Consider the following 17,243-nt stretch of genomic DNA (forward strand, 5'->3'; position numbering starts at 1 on the left):
CGGTCGGACAACATAATAGCGTCGGCCCGCATCGAAAGGCGGGTATTATACGCGCCATGGAAGGGTATTTCTAAGTTGCCGTCGAATTCCCGCAAGGCCCTTTCCGGGCAAGGACTTAACGCCGCCAGAAAGCGGGTGTCAGCAGCACCAGCAGGGTGAATACCTCCAGGCGGCCCAGCAGCATGGCGAAGCACAGCACCCACTTGGCCACGTCGTTGATGTTGCCGTAGTGGTAGGCCACCTCGCCCAGGCCGGGGCCGAGGTTGTTGATGGCGGCGGCGACGGCGGTCCAGGCGGTGACCTGGTCGAGGCCGGTGGCCAGCAGGATGATCAGCATGGCCACGAACATGAACATGTAGACCGAGAAGAACCCCCACACCGCCTGCAGCACCCGGTCCGACACCGGGCGGTTGCCCAGCTTCACCGGGATTACCGCGTTGGGGTGCAGCAGGCGCTTGATCTCCCGGGAGCCCTGGCGGTAGATCAGCAGCACTCGCATCACCTTCAGGCCGCCACCGGTGGAGCCGGCGCAGCCGCCCATGAAGGCCAGCACGAACAGCATGAACGGGAGCATCAACGGCCACTGGCTGAAGTCCGCGGCGCTGAATCCGGTGGTGGTGGCGATGGACACCACCTCGAAGATGCCCTTGGTAATGGCACTCATGGGGTCCAGGGTGGCGGTGTAGATCAACACCAGTACCGCGATCAGGGCCACGGCCATGAGGACACTGAAGTAGAAGCGGAACTCCGAATCCAGCCAGTAGGCCCGCAGGCTGCGCTGGCGGAAGGCCATGAAATGCAGGGCGAAGTTGGCGCCGGAGATGATCATGAACACCACCGCGATCATCTCGATCAGGGCGCTGTCGAAGTAGCCGATGCTGGCGTCGTGGGTGGAAAAGCCGCCAATGGCAATGGTGGAGAAACTGTGGCCGATGGCGTCGAACCAGCTCATGCCGGCGGCCCAGTAAGCCACCGCGCACAACACGGTCAGCGCCACGTAGATGTACCACAGGGCCTTGGCGGTCTCGCCGATGCGTGGCGTCAGCTTGTTGTCCTTGACCGGCCCCGGTACCTCCGCCCGATAGAGCTGCATGCCCCCGATACCCAGCATGGGCAGGATGGCCACCGCCAGCACGATGATCCCCATGCCCCCCAGCCACTGCAGCTGCTGGCGGTACCAGAGCATGGATTCCGGCAGCGAGTCGATACCGGTGATCACCGTGGCGCCGGTGGTGGTCAGCCCGGATACCGCCTCGAACAGCGAATCGACGTAGGTGTAGGGGGCGTTGTTGCTGAGGTAGAAGGGGATCGAACCGGCGACGCTCAGCACTACCCAGAACAGGGTGGTGATCAGGAAGCCGTCCCGCACCCGCAGGTCACCCGCCACCCGGCGGAAGGGCAGCCACACCACCAGCCCGCCGAACATGACCATCAGCAGGCCATTGGCAAAGCGCTGCCACTGGCCGTCGTCGTACAGCAGGGAGATGCCCAGGGGCGGCAGCATGGTGAGGCTGAACAGCATCATCAGCAGGCCGAGTATCTTGGCAATCACCGGCAGGCGCATTCTCAGCGATTCCCTTCCATTGCGATTGGGGTGATCATCAGAAGAAAGTCAGTCCCACCTGGAACAGTTTCTCCACCTCACGGATACGGGTCTTGTCCACCAGGAACAGGATGACGTGGTCGTCCGGCTGCACCCTCAGGTGGTCGTGGGCGATCAGCACCTCGTTGTGGCGGACGATGGCACCGATGGTGGTGCCCTGGGGCAGCTTGATCTCGTCCAGGCGCTTGCCCACTACCCGGGATGAGCGGTGATCGCCGTGGGCGATGGCCTCGATGGCCTCCGCCGCGCCCCGCCGCAGGGCATGCACATTGACCACGTCGCCCTTGCGCACGTGGGTCAGCAGGCTGCCGATGGTGGTCTGCTGGGGAGAGATGGCCACATCGATCTCGCCGCCCTGGATCAGGTCCACGTAGTCCGGGTTGTTGATCAGGGTGAGTACCTTGCGGGCGCCCAGGCGCTTGGCCAGCAGCGAGGCCATGATGTTGGCCTCGTCGTCGTTGGTCACCGCGCAGAACACATCGGTGCTCTCGATGTTCTCTTCCAGCAGGATGTCCTTGTTGGCGGCGTTGCCCTCCAGCACGATGGTCTTGCGCAGGTTTTCCGACAGCATCACGCAGCGGTCCCGGTTACGCTCCAGCAGCTTGACCTGGTAGCGGCTCTCCAGGGTGTGGGCCAGGCGCTGGCCGATATTGCCACCACCACAGATGAAGATACGCTTGTAGGGCTTCTCCAGGGGTTGCAGTTCACTCATCACCGAGCGGATATGGTCGGTGCCGGCGATGAAGAACACCTCGTCGCCGTCCTCGATCACCGTGTCACCCTGGGGAATGATGGGCCGGTCCTTGCGGAAGATGGCGGCCACCCGGGTGTCGATACGGGGCATGTGGGTGCGCAGGTAGGACAGCTCATGGCCCACCAGCGGCCCGCCCTCGGTGGCGCGGATGGCCACCAGCCGTACCAGGCCGTTGGAGAATTCCAGCACCTGCAGGGCGCCGGGGTACTCGATCAGCCGGGTGATGTGCTGGGTCACCAGGTGTTCCGGGCTGATCAGCACGTCCACCGGGAAGCCGTTCTCGCCGAACAGTTCCTTGCGGGCCAGGTAGGCGTTGGCCCGCACCCGGCTGATCTTGGACGGCGTGCGGAACAGGGAGAAGGCCACCTGGCAGGCCACCATGTTGGTCTCGTCGGAGTTGGTGACGGCGATCAGCATGTCGGCGTCTTCCGCCCCGGCCTGGCGCAATACCGTGGGGTAGGAGGCCAGGCCTTGTACCGTGCGGATGTCCAGCCGGTCCTGCAGTTCCCGCAGGCGCAGGCCGTCGCTGTCGATCACGGTGATGTCGTTGGCCTCGTTGGCCAGGTTCTCGGCGAGACTGCCGCCCACCTGTCCGGCTCCGAGGATGATGATTTTCACTGGCTCTCCTCCGGCCCGCCCTTGGTCAGGCAGGCGTAGAAAAATCCGTCGTGACTGTGGGGATCCGGCAGCAACTGGCGTCCATGGCCGGTGTCCATGCCCCAGGCCGCGGGCTCATCCAGCAACCGGGCATCCGGCTGCTGCTTCAGGAACCGCCGGATTATACGACTGTTTTCCTGTGGAAACACTGAACATGTCGCGTAAACCAGTCGGCCACCTGGCGCCAGGGTCTGCCACAAAGCGCTCAATAACCCGAGCTGGATGCTGGCCAGCGGCGTGATGTCCGTCTCCCGCCGCAGCAGCTTGATGTCCGGATGGCGGCGGATCACGCCGGTGGCGCTGCAGGGTACATCCAGCAGTATCCGGTCGAAGGCCTGGCCGTCCCACCATTGATCAATGTCGGCGGCATCCGCCTCTACCAGTCTGGCAGAGAGTTGCAGCCGGTCCAGATTCTCCAGGATCCGGGGCAGGCGGTCGGCGGATTCGTCGATGGCGGTGACGTCACCCTGGTTGTCGATGGCTTCCAGGATGGCGCAGGTCTTGCCGCCAGGGGCGGCACAGGCATCCAGGATGCGCTGGCCGGGCTCCAGACGGAGCCATTGGGTACAGAGTTGGGCGGCCTCGTCCTGCACGCTGGCGTGCCCTTCGGCAAAGCCTGGCAACAGATCCACCGGAACCGGACTGTCCAACTGGACGCCGTGGTGGGCGAATTCGGTGGCCCGGCCCGGGATGCCTGCCTCCTGCAGCCGTTCCAGGTAGTGTTCCCGGCTGCCATGCCTGGGGTTCACCCGCAGGGTCATGGGGGCCTGGGTATTGTTGGCGTCGAGGATGCCCTGCCAGTGGTCCGGCCAGTTATGACGCAGCTTTTCTATCATCCAGTCCGGGTGGCTGTAGCGGGCCTCGTCGCTGGCGGGTTCGGGTGCCCCCTCCCGTTCCGCCGCCCGCAGGACGCCGTTCACCAGCCCGGTCAGGGGTGCCCTGCCCAGGGCCTTGCAGGCTTCCACGGTTTCGTTGAGCACCGCGTAGGAGGGATTGGCGCTGAAGCGAAGCTGGAACAGGGCCGCCAGCATCAGGTGGTGGACGATGCGGTCCTGTTTGCGGAGGGGCTTGCGCAGGCGGCTGTTGAGTTCGCCGTCCAGCCGGTGGAACCAGCGGCAGGTGCCGTAGCACAGGGCCTGGAGTTGCGGGCGCAGCTCCGGGTCGATGAACTGGCTCTCCGCCGGCAGGCACTGTCCCAGGGATTCGCCCTGCTCCACCGCCAGCAGCACCCGGGCGGCGACGGCCCGCAGGGGCAGTTCCCGGGCCATCAGTGCAGCACCTGGCCGGGCATGAGCAACGGTTTGCCGCCGTTGATCAGGTCGGATACGGACATGGCTCGGGTACCGGGCAACTGCACCCGGGTGACCCGCAGGATGCCGGTGCCGCAGGCAATGTCGATGCCGGCACGCTCCCTCGCCAGCACGGTGCCGGGAGGCTGGCCGCTGATGTCGTCGACGGCGAAGGCCTCATGGATGCGGATGCGCTCCCCCTCCAGCTCGCCATCGGTACCCGGCCAGGGGTTGAAGGCACGCACCTTGCGGGCAATTCCGTGGGCATCCCCCTGCCAGTCAATATGGGCCTCGTCCTTGCTCAGCTTGTGGGCGTAGCTGGCCTGGCTGTCATCCTGGGGTTCGGCGTGCAGGCCGCTGGTATCGAGGGCCGCCAGGGCTTCCACGATGGCCTGGCCCCCCATGTCCGCCAGCCGGTCGTGGAGGCTGCCGCCGGTGTCGTCGTCATGGATGGGAGTGCGCTGTTTCAGCAGCATATCGCCGGTATCCAGGCCGGCGGCCATCTGCATGATGGTGATGCCGGTTTCCGGGTCGCCCGCTTCAATGGCCCGGTGGATGGGGGCGGCGCCCCGCCAGCGGGGCAGCAGCGAAGCGTGGATGTTGAGGCAGCCCAGGCGTGGTATGTCCAGTACTGCCTGGGGCAGGATCAGGCCGTAGGCGGCCACCACCATCACGTCCGGCTTGAGGTCACGCAAGGCCTGTTGCTCGGCGTCGTCCTTCAGGGAAACGGGCTGGAACACCGGAATGTCCGCATCCACCGCCGCCTGCTTGACGGGGCCGAACTGCTGCTTGCGGCCACGGCCGGAGCGGCGGTCGGGCTGGGTGTAGACGGCGACAATCTCATGGTCGGTGGCAAGCAGCGCCCGAAGGGCGACGGCGGCAAAATCGGGGGTTCCGGCAAAAACGATTCGCACAGCGGGTTCCTGTTTCTGGCTGCGGTAACAAACGAAAAGACCGGGTGCTGTTACACCCGGCCTTTCATGTTTTCTGCTGCTACGCCCTGGTCAGGCGCTCTTCTTGTGGAGCTTCTCGAGCTTCTTGCGGATCCGGTTGCGCTTGAGGGCGCTCAGGTAATCCACGAACAGCTTGCCGTTGAGGTGATCCATCTCATGCTGGATGCACACGGCCAGGAGCCCGGTGGCTTCCAGCTCATAGGGCTCGCCGTTATAGTCAATGGCCCTGATGCGGACGTGCTCGATACGCTCAACATCCTCGTAGAAGCCGGGTACCGACAGGCAGCCTTCCTGCATCGGCTGGTAGTCACCGTCGAGCACTTCCACCTCCGGGTTGATGAACACCCGGGGCTCGCTCCTGTCCTCGGACAGGTCCATCACGATGATCTGCTCATGCACGTTCACCTGGGTTGCCGCCAGGCCGATACCCGGCGCATCGTACATGGTTTCGAACATGTCATCGATCAGCTTGCGGTGCTTGTCGGTGACTTCCTCCACCGGCTTGGCGATGGTTCGCAGCCGTGGGTCCGGATATTCAAGAATGTTCAGAATCATAATTGCCTGTGCTTGCCTGAGTTGCCATGATCTCGCCTGGAGGTCTGGCTGGTGTCACAAAAATGCGATCGCGTACCGCGACTTTTGCTGTCTACTCGCTATGATAATCGGAACGATAGCTGTGCATTCCAAGGGGAGACAGCCGTTAATACGTCTATTATCCCCGGAAGCATCATTGAATACAAACTGATCAGCCGATAGTCAGAATCTACTGCAAGACAAGAATATAAGGTCACAATTTCGTTACTTTCCTCTATATTAGAGGAGAGCACGCTTTCAAGGCACGCGCGATGAAGGATTTTACAATGAGGAAACTGCTGTACGCTCTGGCAGCCGTGATGCTGCTGTCCGCTTCCTGGGCACAGGCGCAGGGCCCGGAGTTCCGGACCGATCATCCCGACCGGTATGTGGTAAAGAAGGGTGACACCCTCTGGGATATCTCGTCACGGTTCCTGAACAATCCCTGGTACTGGCCGGAGATCTGGCACGTCAATCCACAGGTCAACAACCCGCACCTGATCTACCCTGGCGATGAACTGGCGCTGGTGTACATCGACGGCAAGCCCTACCTGACCAAGACCAGCAGCGGCGTGGTGAAACTGTCGCCCCAGGTGCGTTCCGAGCCGATCGATACCCCGATTCCGGCCATTCCGCTGGAGGCCATTGACAGTTTCCTCACCAAGACCCGCATCGTGACGGAAGAAGAACTCAACGGCGCCCCCTATGTGCTGGAAGGCGAGGAAGGTCGCATCGTGACCGGCGCCGGCGACCGTGTCTATGCCCGTGGCGAGGCCCCTGCCACCAACGTGGGTATCTTCCGCCGCAGCCGTGCCCATGTGGACCCGGATACCGGCGAGTTCCTGGGCCTGGAGGCCCGCTCCATCGGTGACGGCAACGTGACCGACGAAAATGATGACATCCTGACGGTGCAACTGACCCGCACCCGTGAGGAAGTCCGCATCGAGGACCGTCTGCTGGCCCGTGAGGACCGTCGCATCAACACCAGCTTCACCCCCAGCGCGCCGGATGAGGATATTGAAGGCAAGATGATCGCGGTGGAGAGCGGTGTCACCCAGATTGGCCAGTACAATGTGGTGGTGCTGAACCGGGGTCAGCGTGATGGCCTGGAAGTGGGCAACGTGCTGGCGGTGCTGCAGGCGGGTAACCTGGCCAAGGACCCGGTGACCAATGAGATGGTCCAGCTGCCCGATGAACGCGCCGGTCTGCTGATGGTGTTCCAGACCTACGAGAAACTCAGCTACGGCCTGATCCTGCAGGCCACCCGCGCCCTGTCCGTTGGCGACAAGGTGATGAATCCGTAAGGACCCGATCAGAACGTAAGGGCTGCCAGGAAGGCAGCCCCTCCAACAGGGAGGTTGCCCCGGTGACGGTCAGCGCACCAGACACTGATTTCCTGTCTTCCCCATCCGCCCCCTGGCTGATACTGGGCTCCCTGCCCCGTTTCAGTGGCAGGCGCTGGCTGGCGGTGTGTGATGCCTTTGCCAACCCGCTGGAATTCCTGGACGCCTCCCCCGCCACCCAGAAGGCCTTCGGCGCCGGCGCTGGTGCCCGGGCGATCATGGCCGCCTGGCAGCGGCGGGACCTGGACTTTGCCCCGCTGGCGGATATCGCCGCGGTCTTCCAGACCTGCCGGCGACAGTCCATCGGGCTGCTGGGCTGGGGAGATCGTGACTATCCCGAGCCCCTGCGCCATATACCGGATGCTCCGGCGGTTCTTTATGTGCGGGGAAACCCCGCGCTGCTGGTCTGTCCCCAGATCGCCATTGTCGGCTCCCGCAACGCCACCCGGGCGGGCCTGGACCATGCGCGGCAGTTCGCCGGTGCCCTGACGGAACGGGGTTATGCGGTCACCAGCGGCCTGGCCCAGGGTATCGACGGCGCTGCCCATACTGGCGCCCTGGCGGCGGGCGGCGACACTATCGCCGTGGTGGGTACCGGTGCCGATGTGATCTATCCCAGTGCCCACCGGGCCCTGGCCGATGAGATTATCCAGCGGGGCGTGCTGGTGTCGGAGTATCCGCCGGGCACCGGCCCCAAGGCTGGCCATTTTCCCCGCCGCAACCGTATCATCAGTGGCCTGAGTCGCGGCATCCTGGTGGTGGAGGCGGGCCTGCGTTCCGGCTCACTGATTACCGCCCGGCTGGCCCTGGAGCAGGGGCGGGAGGTGTTTGCCATTCCCGGCTCCATCCACAATCCCCTGGCCCGGGGCTGTCACGAGCTGATCCGCCAGGGCGCCAGGCTGGTGGAGACCGTGGACGATATCGAGGAGGAACTCTCCGCCTGGTGGAACCGGCCGGTGGAGGCGGCGCCCCCGGAACCCACGCCCAAATCACCCCCAAAGCCCCAGCCGGCGTTGTTTGCCACGGCTCCGGACCCGGCACCGGTGCCGGACCATCTGGACGACCGGGAAATCGCGGTGCTGGAGGCTTTAGGGTATGATCCCCGCTCAACGGATCAAATCTGTGACGCCACGGGGTTGCCGGCGGACCAGCTCATGCAGTCGCTGCTGATGCTGGAAATGGAAGGACTGGTGGAATCCGCCCCCGGAGGGTATCTGAGGGTGTTCTAGCTTTCCTGGACAACCCTGCCCCGTGGCCATTGTGGGAGTCTGCGGAGCGTCATGACAACAGCCATCAACCTTGCCACAAGTTGGTCCCGCCAGCGGCTCTGCCAGGTACTGGACGGGCAGGGCGTGATCGCCTATCCCACCGAGGCGGTGTGGGGCCTGGGCTGCAACCCCTGGAGCGAGTTCGCGGTGGACACCATACTCGCCCTCAAGCAACGGCCCATGCACAAGGGCCTGATCCTGGTGGCGGCCTCGGTGGAGCAGATCGATTTCCTGCTGGACCCACTGCCGACCGAGGTACGCGAACGGGCCCTGCAGCACTGGCCCGGCCCGGTCACCTGCGTGGTGCCGGATGTGCGTCGCCAGATCCCCGACTGGGTGCGGGGCGACCATGACACCATTGCCGTGCGGGTCAGCGCCCATCCCCTGGTTCAACAACTCTGCCGGCTGGCGGGCATGCCGCTGGTGTCCACCTCCTGCAACCCGGCCGGTCGTGAGCCGGCCCGGTCACCCTGGCAGGTTCGGCGTTACTTTCCGGATGGCATTGACCTGATGGTGTCCGGAAGCCTGGGCGAGTCCCGCCAGCCCAGCACCATTATTGATATCACCACCGGCCGCAAGCTGAGATAGGAGGCCCGATGACCGATCCCGCCATGCCGGATTCCGAAGCGGTCCGACAGTACCTGCTGACCCTGCAGGACACCATCTGCGAGCGCCTGGAGGCCCTGGACGGGGAGGCGACCTTTGTCACCGACGCCTGGGACCGGCCGGAAGGCGGCGGAGGCATCAGCCGGGTGATCACCGAGGGCGCCGTGTTCGAGAAGGGCGGCGTGAATTTCTCCCGGGTGATGGGGGAGCAGATGCCGCCCTCCGCCACGGCCCATCGCCCGCACCTGGCCGGAGCGCCCTGGCAGGCCATGGGCGTGTCCCTGGTGATGCACCCGAAGAACCCCTACGTGCCCACCTCCCACGCCAATGTGCGATTCTTTATCGCCACCCCCAAGGACAGCGACCCGGTGTGGTGGTTTGGCGGTGGCTATGACCTTACGCCCTACTACGGTTTCGACGAGGACTGCCACCACTGGCATGACACCGCCCGCAATGCCTGCCTGCCCTTCGGGTCCGACATCTACCCTCGCTACAAGCGGTGGTGTGACGAGTACTTCTACCTCAAGCACCGGCAGGAACCCCGGGGCATCGGCGGCCTGTTCTTCGACGACCACAACACCGGCAACTTCGCGGACGACTTCGGTCTGATGCAGTCCGTGGGCTCCAGTTTCATCGCCGCCTACGAACCCATCGTGGAGCGACGCAAGGACCTGCCCTGGGGCGAGCGGGAACGGGAATTCCAGCTCTACCGCCGGGGCCGCTACGTGGAGTTCAACCTGGTCTACGACCGTGGCACCCTGTTCGGGCTGCAGTCCGGTGGCCGCACCGAGTCCATCCTCATGTCATTACCGCCACTGGTGCGCTGGGACTACAACCGGGTGCCGGAACCCGGCTCTGAGGAAGCACGGCTGACCGAGCATTTCCTGACCGGGCGCAACTGGCTGGAGGACGACGATGCACAATGACCTGTACGCCGTGGTGGGCAACCCCATCAGCCACAGCAAGTCCCCCCGCATCCACAGCCTGTTCGCCGCCCAGACTGGCGAGGCCATGGAATACACCGCCATCCAGGCGCCGCTGGAGGACTTCGCGGCGACCGTGCGGGACTTCTTCGCCAAGGGCGGCCAGGGCCTGAATGTCACGGTGCCCTTCAAGGAGCAGGCCTGGGAGATGGCGGACCGGCGCAGCGAGCGGGCCGAGAAGGCCGGGGCCAGCAACACCCTCTACCAGGCGGCCGACGGCGCACTGGTGGCGGACAATACCGACGGCATCGGGTTGGTCACGGATCTGACCGTCAACGCCGGTGTTAACCTGACCGGCAAGCGGATACTGGTCCTGGGGGCCGGTGGCGCGGTGCGCGGTGTGCTGGGCCCGATCCTGGCGGTACAGCCGGGGGAACTGGTGATCGCCAACCGCACGGTGGCAAAGGCCGAGGCATTGGTGGAACTGTTTGCGGACGAGGCCGGTGATACCCGCCTTTCCGCCACCGGTTTTACCGATGTGGCTGGCGCCTTTGACGTGGTGATCAACGGCACCAGCGCCAGCCTTCAGGGCGACCTGCCGCCGGTGTCGGCGGACATTGTGACGCCGGATACGGTGGTGTACGACATGATGTATTCGCCGGGCATGACCACTTTCAACCAGTGGGCGTCGGAGCACGGCGCCGGTCGCATACTGGATGGCCTGGGCATGCTGGTGGAGCAGGCGGCGGAGTCGTTCCGCCTCTGGCGTGGAGTGCGCCCGCGGACCGCGCCGGTGATGGAGGAGTTGCGCAAACACTGAGGTGTGTCACTGTTTGGCAAGCCGGTGGTAACCTGACCCGCCAAACTGGGCTATGCTGTGGGCAGTGTGAGTAGTCGTCAACAAAAGGCGTAGCATGGATATTCTTACCCTGGTCGGGCTGGTGGCAGGGGTGGCCATTGTCATCATTGCCATGCTGGCCAATGCCACCGTACTGACCTTTCTCAACCTTCCCGGCCTGGCAATCGTGCTGGGTGGCACCCTGGCGGTCACCCTGGTGCGATTCCGCATGGCCACGGTGACCAGTTCCGTCAAGCTGGCCCTGAAAACCGCCTTCACCGACCGCCTGGACCGCCCGAGCGACCTGATCCGCGAGGTCAGCGAACTGGCCCGGGTGGTTCGCAAGGATGGCATCCTGGGGCTGGAGAGCCACGAAACCGATAACGACTTCCTGCGCAAGGCCATCAACCTGTGCGTGGACGGCCATCCACCGGAAATGGTGGAGGAAACCCTGGCCCAGGACATCCAGCAGATGAGCGAGCGCTACGAGGTGGCCGAGCGGGTCTTCCGGGGCATCGGCGAGTCGGCCCCCGCCATCGGTATGCTGGGCACCCTGGTGGGGCTGGTGCAGATGCTCAATACCCTGGATGACCCCGGTTCCATCGGACCGGCCATGGCCATCGCCCTGCTGACCACCCTCTACGGCGCCTTTCTGGCCCAGTTGATTGCGCTGCCCCTGGCGGACAAGCTGCAGTTGAAGGCGGAGGACGAGCGCCGCAACCAGGTGCTGATTGTCACCAGTATCCAGAACATCCTGCGGGGCCAGAACCCCCGGGTGATCTCCGAGATCCTGTCGTCCTTCGTCAGCCCGGATCAGCGCCAGTCGCCGGAAGCGGGCCAGGAGGCCTGACCGTTGGCATCTCCGGTTCTGACCCGCCATACCCGAGTCCGCCGCAAGGGTGGGGCACCCTCCTGGATTGTCACCTTCGCGGATCTGGCAACCCTGCTGCTCACCTTCTTTATCCTGCTGCTGTCGTTTGCCGAGATGGACCTGAACAAGTACAAGGCCATGGCCCAGTCCATGGCCGTGGCCTTCGGTAGCGCCAATGTGGTGGCGGAGGATATCGGCGGCTCGCCACTGACCATGATCGAATCGGATACGGTATCGCTGCCGGAACCGCCGGACTCTCCCCAGGAGGAGGCGCAATTTATCGATGACCGTGGTGCGGCACCGGACGTGACGCAGGTGCCCGAGGGTATCGTGGATCTGTCCTCCCGCCTGATTGCGGAACTGGAGGACCAGGTGGCCAATGAGTCCCTGAGCGTCAACTACGATCCGCAACAGGTGGTGATCCGGTTCTCGGAGCAGGCGACCTTCAATTCCGGTGAGGCGGAGATCAAGCCACAGATGCTGCCGATCATCGACCGGGTGGTGGAGGTGTTGTCCCAGTGTACCGGCGACATCATCGTGGCGGGCTATACCGACAACGTGCCCATTACCAGCAGCCGGTTCCGCTCCAACTGGGATCTATCGGCGGCCCGGGCGGTGTCCGTGGTTCATGAGCTGGTGATGAACCGCCAGATTCCGGCGGAGCGGGTGATTGCCGCCGGACGCGCGGAAACCCAGCCCCTGGTGCCGAACACCACCCCGGAGAACCGCGCCCTCAACCGTCGGGTGGAGATTGCCATCCGCGACCCGGACTGTCAGGATTCGGCTCCCACCGAAGACCTGCCGGTCGAGGTGCTGCCCTGATATGCGGGGCACCAGGAGTCTGAGCGGTGGAAATCGCGCCGACTCCTATATCCTAATAGATAATTCATCTAGGTCAGGGGGCCGGAGGGTCGTTATACTGTTTGGCCCTATTTTCCTGGCAGCTTTATAACGAGAGAGATCATGAGCGGACCTGAAAAACCGAAAGTCATCGGAGAGGAATGGAGCGACGAGCGGGTCAAGAGCTTCCTGCTGATCAGTCCCTATGATGCCCGGCTCAACCCGGATCACTATGTCCTGATCACCGCCTACGAAGCCATGCGCGCCGAGGATTTCGAGCGCTTTATCGGATTCTTCGTGGAAGCGGGCCGGGATCTGAACGCAAAGGACAGCCAGGGCGAGACCATCCTTGATCACGTTTCCCGTCACAAGCGCATGACTGCCTATGCCGATGCCCTGAAAGCCGCCGGCGCAAAAAAAGCGGCTGAACTGGCGTAACACGCCAGCCCAGCCGCCGAGCGCCACGAAGGAGGTGGCAGGCGAGGTGGACCGATCAGTGGACTTCCACCTCGATGGCCTTGGGTTCGGCCGGTTCCACCTTGGTCAGGGTCAGTGACAGGATGCCATCCTTGAACTCGGCCCTGATACTGCCTGCGTCCACATTGTCCGGCAGGGTGAAGCGGCGCAGGAAGCTGCCATAGACCCGTTCCACACGGTGCTGCCTGTCGTCGCTGGTTTCCTCTTCTTTCCTGCGCTCACCCTGGATAGTGAGCACACCATCGTGGACGGTGACTTTCACGTCTTCCTTCTTCATGCCCGGCAGTTCGGCATCAATTACGAAGGCTTCCTTCGTCTCTTTGATATCGACCGCCGGGGCCCAGTCGCTGCGACGGAACAGGTCCTTGCCTTCGCGCTCGCCGGTACTGGCGGTGGGCAAACCAAAGTAGCGGTTGTAACGGTTGATCAGGTCTTCAAATTCGCTGACCGGATTCCAACGGGTAAGGTTGCTCATAATGAAACTCCTCCTGTGAACCTGAATACGGTGTCTTGATTCAGCTTCAGTCTCGGAACAGCTCCATCACGGTGGCGCCAGCCGGATGGTGTTATCCGTGAACTTCTGCTGTTATCGAATTTAGGAGCGGATTGGGGTTTTTCAAGAGGGTTGGTGGTTGAAATTTGATCTGGGTCAGGTTGGTTGAGGTTCGGGGGCAGGGTATGGTGGTCGGGGGTGTTTTCTCCGCCGCAATTCACGGTCCATCCCTGGACCGACCTTGCTCCGCGACATCCTGTCGCTGCTACGTAAACACCCCCGACCACCATACCCGTCAGACAGCCGGGAAAGCGCAGGGCAAAACCAAATAGTTTGATGATGGACATTCCCTCTCCCCTGGAGGGAGAGGGCCAGGGAGAGGGGGAGCGCCCGCAGGGCGCTGTCTCCCGACGGAAACCAGAGTGTTACTGGTCAGCCAGATAGTCGTCTTTCAGTTTGACGTAGTTGGCGGCTGTATATTTGAAAAACGTCTTCTCGTTATCGGTCAGTGCCCGCGATTTCTTGCATGGCGAGCCGACATAGAGATGGCCGGACTCCAGGGTCTTGCCCGGCGGCACCAGACAGCCCGCGGCGATGATGACTTCATCCTCGACCACGGCCCCGTCCATGATGATCGCCCCCATGCCCACCAGCACACGGCTGCCGACCGTTGCACCGTGGATCAGGGCCTTGTGGCCGACGGTGACGTCGTCGCCCAGGGTGGTGGGCCAGCCGCCGGGGTTGTAGTCGGAGGCATGGGTAATGTGGATGACTGTGCCGTCCTGGATGCTGCACCGGTCGCCAATGCGGATCCGGTGCATGTCGCCCCTCACTACGGTCATGGGCCAGACCGAGCAGTCGTCGCCCATTTCCACGTCGCCGATCACCACCGCCGACTCATCCACCCAGGCCCGTTCACCGAATTTTGGGGTGTAGCCCTTGTGAGAACGTATGTTCGCCATTACATACACCTATTAGCCAAGAGATTTGCATACCGTTATCTTCACAGATAATCCGGTGAATATCATCGGTTGACCCGTTTGCCGGTTTGGCATCAGCGATATTCAAAAGGCTGACAGGACAGGTATGGGGGATTGTTTTCGCAGCAGCGCCATGGGTGAGACCAGCGTTTATGAAGCGAAGCTTCATGCGCAGGCGAACGCCAGCCATCTATGATGGTTGGCCGGACTGAGCGCGGAGCAAGGCGGGCGCCAGGGATGGCCCCTGAATTGCGGCGGAGAAAACAATCCCCCATACCTGGCCCGCCCCCGAACCAACAGGCTACGGGCCAACCAATACCCAAATTCGAAAGCTGAGAAGAGGCCAAATGAACAACCCACTGCTCACCGACGACCTGCTCCCCAAGTTCGATCACATCCGTACCGAACACATGGAGCCCGCCATTGACCAGATCCTCAGCGACAACCGGGTGCAGATCCAGGATCTGGCGGCCCAGGACGATCCCAGCTGGGAAACCCTGGTCCAGCCCATGCAGTCCCTGGACGACCGTCTCAACAACGCCTTCTCGGTGATCTCGCACCTCAATGGCGTGATGAATAACGAAGACATCCGCGCCGTCCACAAGCGCTGCCTGGAAAAGCTCACCGAGTATGGCACCGAAATCAGCCAGAACGAGCAACTCTGCGCCGCCTTCAAAAGAGTGGCCGAACGCGCGGACTTCCAGGACCTCAGTGAAGCCCAGCGCAAGATGGTCAACAACACCCTGCGGGACTTCCACCTGGGGGGCGTCGACCTGCCCGAGGACAAGAAGAAAACCTTCGCCAACCTGTCCCGGGAATTGTCGGACCTGACCAGCCGTTTCAGCGACAACGTGCTGGACGCCACCCAGCACTGGTACAAACACATCACCGACGAGAGCGAACTGTCCGGGGTGCCCGAGTCTGCCCTGGATGGCGCCCGTCAGGCCGCCAAACTGAAAGAACTGGATGGCTTTGTCATCACCCTCGACTTCCCCAGCTTCTTCCCGGTCATGACCTACTGCGACAACCGCGAGCTGCGCCGGGAAGTCTACGAAGCCTTCGTCACCCGGGCCTCCGATGTGGGCCCCGACGGTGGCAAGTGGGACAACACCCCGATCATGGCGGAGATCCTCAAGCGCCGTCATGCCCAGTCCAAGCTGCTGGGTTTCAACAACTACGCTGAGCGCTCCCTGGCCACCAAGATGGCCTCCAGCGTGGACGAGGTGATGGACTTCCTGAACAAGCTGGCGGCCAAGTCCAAGCCGGTGGCGGAGCAGGAAGTGACCGAGCTGAAGAGCTTTGCCAAAGAGGAATATGGCGTTGAGGACCTGCAGGCCTGGGATATCGGCTACTACAGCGAGAAACTGCGCCAGAAGCGCTACGACATCTCCCCGGAAACCCTGCGCCCCTGGTTCCCGGCGGAGCGGGTGATTGCCGGCATGTTCCAGGTCACCGAGAAACTGTTCGGCGTGCAGATCGAGCAGCGTCCGGAAGTGGAAACCTGGCACAAGGACGCCACCGCCTACCGCATCTCCCGTGACGGCCAGGAAATCGCCTGGTTCTACCTGGACCCCTTCGCCCGCCAGGGCAAACGTGGCGGCGCCTGGATGGCCGATTGCCGGGTACGGTGGAAGAACCTGCGGGGCACCCTGCAACTGCCGGTGGCCTTCCTCACCTGCAACTTCACGCCGCCGGTGGAAGGCAAGCCCTCGCTGCTGACCCACGACGAGGTCACCACCCTGTTCCACGAGTTCGGCCATGGCCTGCACCACATGCTGACCCAGGTGGACGTGGCGGATGTCTCCGGCATCAACGGTGTGGCCTGGGATGCGGTGGAGTTGCCCAGCCAGTTCCTGGAGAACTGGTGCTGGAACCCGGAATCCCTGGCCCTGATCGCGAGCCACCACGAGACCGGCGAGCCACTGCCCCAGGACCTGCTGGACAAGATGCTGGCGGCCAAGAACTTCCAGGCCGGCATGCAGATGGTCCGTCAGTTGGAGTTCTCCCTGTTCGATTTCCGCCTGCACTCGGAATTCACCGAGGAAGCCCCCACCAACCCGCTGGACATGCACCGGGAAGTCCGTAAGGACATCGCGGTGATAGAGAGCCCCGAGTTCAACCGCTTCCCCAACGCTTTCTCCCACATCTTTGCCGGGGGTTACGCGGCGGGCTACTACAGCTACAAGTGGGCGGAAGTGCTGGCGGCGGATGCCTTCTCGCTGTTCGAGGAGAACGGCATCTTCGATCCGGAAACTGGCCGTTCCTTCCGGGAAAATATCCTGGAAATGGGCGGTTCCCGGGAGCCCGCGGAACTGTTCAAGGCCTTCCGGGGTCGTGAACCGGATGTGGATGCCCTGCTCCGTCAGTCCGGCATCACAGACCAGGAACACGCAGCCTGAGGAGTCAGACAATGGCCCGTACACCGAAACGTTTTATCGCCGGGGCCATTTGCCCTCGGTGCGCGGCCATGGACCGGCTGATGATGTTTACCGATGATGACGGTGTGCAGCACCGTGAGTGTGTGTCCTGTGGATTCACCGACAGCCAGGGGGGCGAAGGCCCCTCCGGCAATCCGGAGTTGGAGACCCGGGTGAACACGCGTGACAATGAAGAGGATCACACCGTCAAGCAGGTGGTGTTTTTCAAGTCCCGCTCTGAGGACTGATTTTCCGGTTCAGGTTGTTCCCTGGGTAGCCTGCGGGTTCTGGGGGCTTCAAGGGTCCGGGTGGGGGTTCCGAAACGAAAAACGGTTGTTTTTCTGACTGTTTCGGAACC

General features: G+C 63.2%; 18 protein-coding genes. 10 read left to right on the plus strand and 8 right to left on the minus strand.

Annotation, left to right across the window (positions count from 1 at the left end; all coding sequences use genetic code 11):
* Positions 1–115: 115 nt before the first annotated feature.
* From RO069_RS11680 to def, 5 genes are all read right to left on the minus strand, one after another.
* On the minus strand, positions 116–1,564 hold the full coding sequence (locus RO069_RS11680; RefSeq protein ID WP_328187690.1) for a TrkH family potassium uptake protein: 1,449 nt from the start codon (positions 1,562–1,564) through the stop codon (positions 116–118).
* A 37-nt stretch (positions 1,565–1,601) separates the two neighbouring features.
* A complete protein-coding gene (gene trkA / locus RO069_RS11685) occupies positions 1,602–2,975 on the minus strand; it encodes a Trk system potassium transporter TrkA (RefSeq protein ID WP_328187692.1) in 1,374 nt (457 codons plus the stop codon).
* Complete coding sequence (gene rsmB, locus RO069_RS11690; RefSeq protein ID WP_328187694.1) at positions 2,972–4,282, minus strand: 16S rRNA (cytosine(967)-C(5))-methyltransferase RsmB; 1,311 nt, start codon at positions 4,280–4,282, stop codon at positions 2,972–2,974. Before rsmB ends, trkA begins: the two co-directional genes overlap by 4 nt.
* Positions 4,282–5,217 carry a methionyl-tRNA formyltransferase gene (gene fmt, locus RO069_RS11695; protein WP_328187696.1) on the minus strand — a complete coding sequence of 312 codons (936 nt, stop codon included), beginning with the start codon at positions 5,215–5,217 and terminating at the stop codon, positions 4,282–4,284. The genes rsmB and fmt overlap by 1 nt, the downstream gene beginning before the upstream one ends.
* Positions 5,218–5,307: 90 nt before the next feature.
* Complete coding sequence (gene def, locus RO069_RS11700; protein ID WP_328187723.1) at positions 5,308–5,814, minus strand: peptide deformylase; 507 nt, start codon at positions 5,812–5,814, stop codon at positions 5,308–5,310.
* Positions 5,815–6,116: 302 nt separating this feature from the next.
* On the opposite strand from def, the gene RO069_RS11705 reads away from it, so the two are divergent.
* From RO069_RS11705 to RO069_RS11740, 8 genes are all read left to right on the plus strand, one after another.
* Positions 6,117–7,133 (plus strand): LysM peptidoglycan-binding domain-containing protein, encoded by a 1,017-nt coding sequence (locus tag RO069_RS11705; RefSeq protein ID WP_328187698.1) that lies wholly within the window; start codon positions 6,117–6,119, stop codon positions 7,131–7,133.
* Positions 7,134–7,195: 62 nt separating this feature from the next.
* Positions 7,196–8,401: a DNA-processing protein DprA gene (gene dprA, locus RO069_RS11710; protein ID WP_328187699.1), complete on the plus strand. Its 1,206-nt coding sequence runs from the start codon at positions 7,196–7,198 to the stop codon at positions 8,399–8,401.
* A gap of 51 nt (positions 8,402–8,452) precedes the next feature.
* Positions 8,453–9,028, plus strand: coding sequence for an L-threonylcarbamoyladenylate synthase (locus RO069_RS11715; protein ID WP_328187701.1), 576 nt, complete (start codon positions 8,453–8,455; stop codon positions 9,026–9,028).
* Positions 9,029–9,036: 8 nt separating this feature from the next.
* Positions 9,037–9,972 carry an oxygen-dependent coproporphyrinogen oxidase gene (hemF, locus tag RO069_RS11720; RefSeq protein ID WP_328187703.1) on the plus strand — a complete coding sequence of 312 codons (936 nt, stop codon included), beginning with the start codon at positions 9,037–9,039 and terminating at the stop codon, positions 9,970–9,972.
* A complete protein-coding gene (gene aroE, locus RO069_RS11725) occupies positions 9,962–10,789 on the plus strand; it encodes a shikimate dehydrogenase (protein ID WP_328187704.1) in 828 nt (275 codons plus the stop codon). Before hemF ends, aroE begins: the two co-directional genes overlap by 11 nt.
* A 94-nt stretch (positions 10,790–10,883) precedes the next feature.
* Positions 10,884–11,657 carry a MotA/TolQ/ExbB proton channel family protein gene (locus RO069_RS11730; RefSeq protein ID WP_328187706.1) on the plus strand — a complete coding sequence of 258 codons (774 nt, stop codon included), beginning with the start codon at positions 10,884–10,886 and terminating at the stop codon, positions 11,655–11,657.
* Positions 11,658–11,660: 3 nt separating this feature from the next.
* Positions 11,661–12,500 (plus strand): type VI secretion system protein TssL, long form, encoded by an 840-nt coding sequence (gene tssL / locus RO069_RS11735; RefSeq protein WP_328187707.1) that lies wholly within the window; start codon positions 11,661–11,663, stop codon positions 12,498–12,500.
* A 141-nt stretch (positions 12,501–12,641) separates the two neighbouring features.
* Positions 12,642–12,956: a PA4642 family protein gene (locus RO069_RS11740; protein ID WP_328187709.1), complete on the plus strand. Its 315-nt coding sequence runs from the start codon at positions 12,642–12,644 to the stop codon at positions 12,954–12,956.
* A gap of 55 nt (positions 12,957–13,011) precedes the next feature.
* Here RO069_RS11740 and RO069_RS11745 read toward each other — a convergent pair whose 3' ends face one another.
* From RO069_RS11745 to RO069_RS11755, 3 genes are all read right to left on the minus strand, one after another.
* Positions 13,012–13,470 (minus strand): Hsp20/alpha crystallin family protein, encoded by a 459-nt coding sequence (locus RO069_RS11745; protein WP_328187711.1) that lies wholly within the window; start codon positions 13,468–13,470, stop codon positions 13,012–13,014.
* Positions 13,467–13,835 (minus strand): hypothetical protein, encoded by a 369-nt coding sequence (locus RO069_RS11750; protein ID WP_328187712.1) that lies wholly within the window; start codon positions 13,833–13,835, stop codon positions 13,467–13,469. The genes RO069_RS11745 and RO069_RS11750 overlap by 4 nt, the downstream gene beginning before the upstream one ends.
* Before the next feature lie 78 nt (positions 13,836–13,913).
* On the minus strand, positions 13,914–14,450 hold the full coding sequence (locus RO069_RS11755; RefSeq protein ID WP_328187714.1) for a gamma carbonic anhydrase family protein: 537 nt from the start codon (positions 14,448–14,450) through the stop codon (positions 13,914–13,916).
* Between the two features lie 365 nt (positions 14,451–14,815).
* Between RO069_RS11755 and prlC the strand changes: the two genes are divergently transcribed.
* Together prlC and RO069_RS11765 are read left to right on the plus strand one after the other, a co-directional pair.
* Positions 14,816–16,867 carry an oligopeptidase A gene (prlC, locus tag RO069_RS11760; RefSeq protein WP_328187716.1) on the plus strand — a complete coding sequence of 684 codons (2,052 nt, stop codon included), beginning with the start codon at positions 14,816–14,818 and terminating at the stop codon, positions 16,865–16,867.
* Between the two features lie 11 nt (positions 16,868–16,878).
* The gene (locus RO069_RS11765; RefSeq protein ID WP_328187718.1) at positions 16,879–17,133 is read left to right on the plus strand and encodes a YheV family putative zinc ribbon protein; all 255 of its coding nucleotides are present in this window, start codon (positions 16,879–16,881) and stop codon (positions 17,131–17,133) included.
* The last annotated feature ends 110 nt before the right edge of the window (positions 17,134–17,243 follow it).

The organism is Marinobacter sp. OP 3.4, from assembly GCF_036224885.1.
Taxonomy (GTDB): Bacteria; Pseudomonadota; Gammaproteobacteria; order Pseudomonadales; family Oleiphilaceae; genus Marinobacter.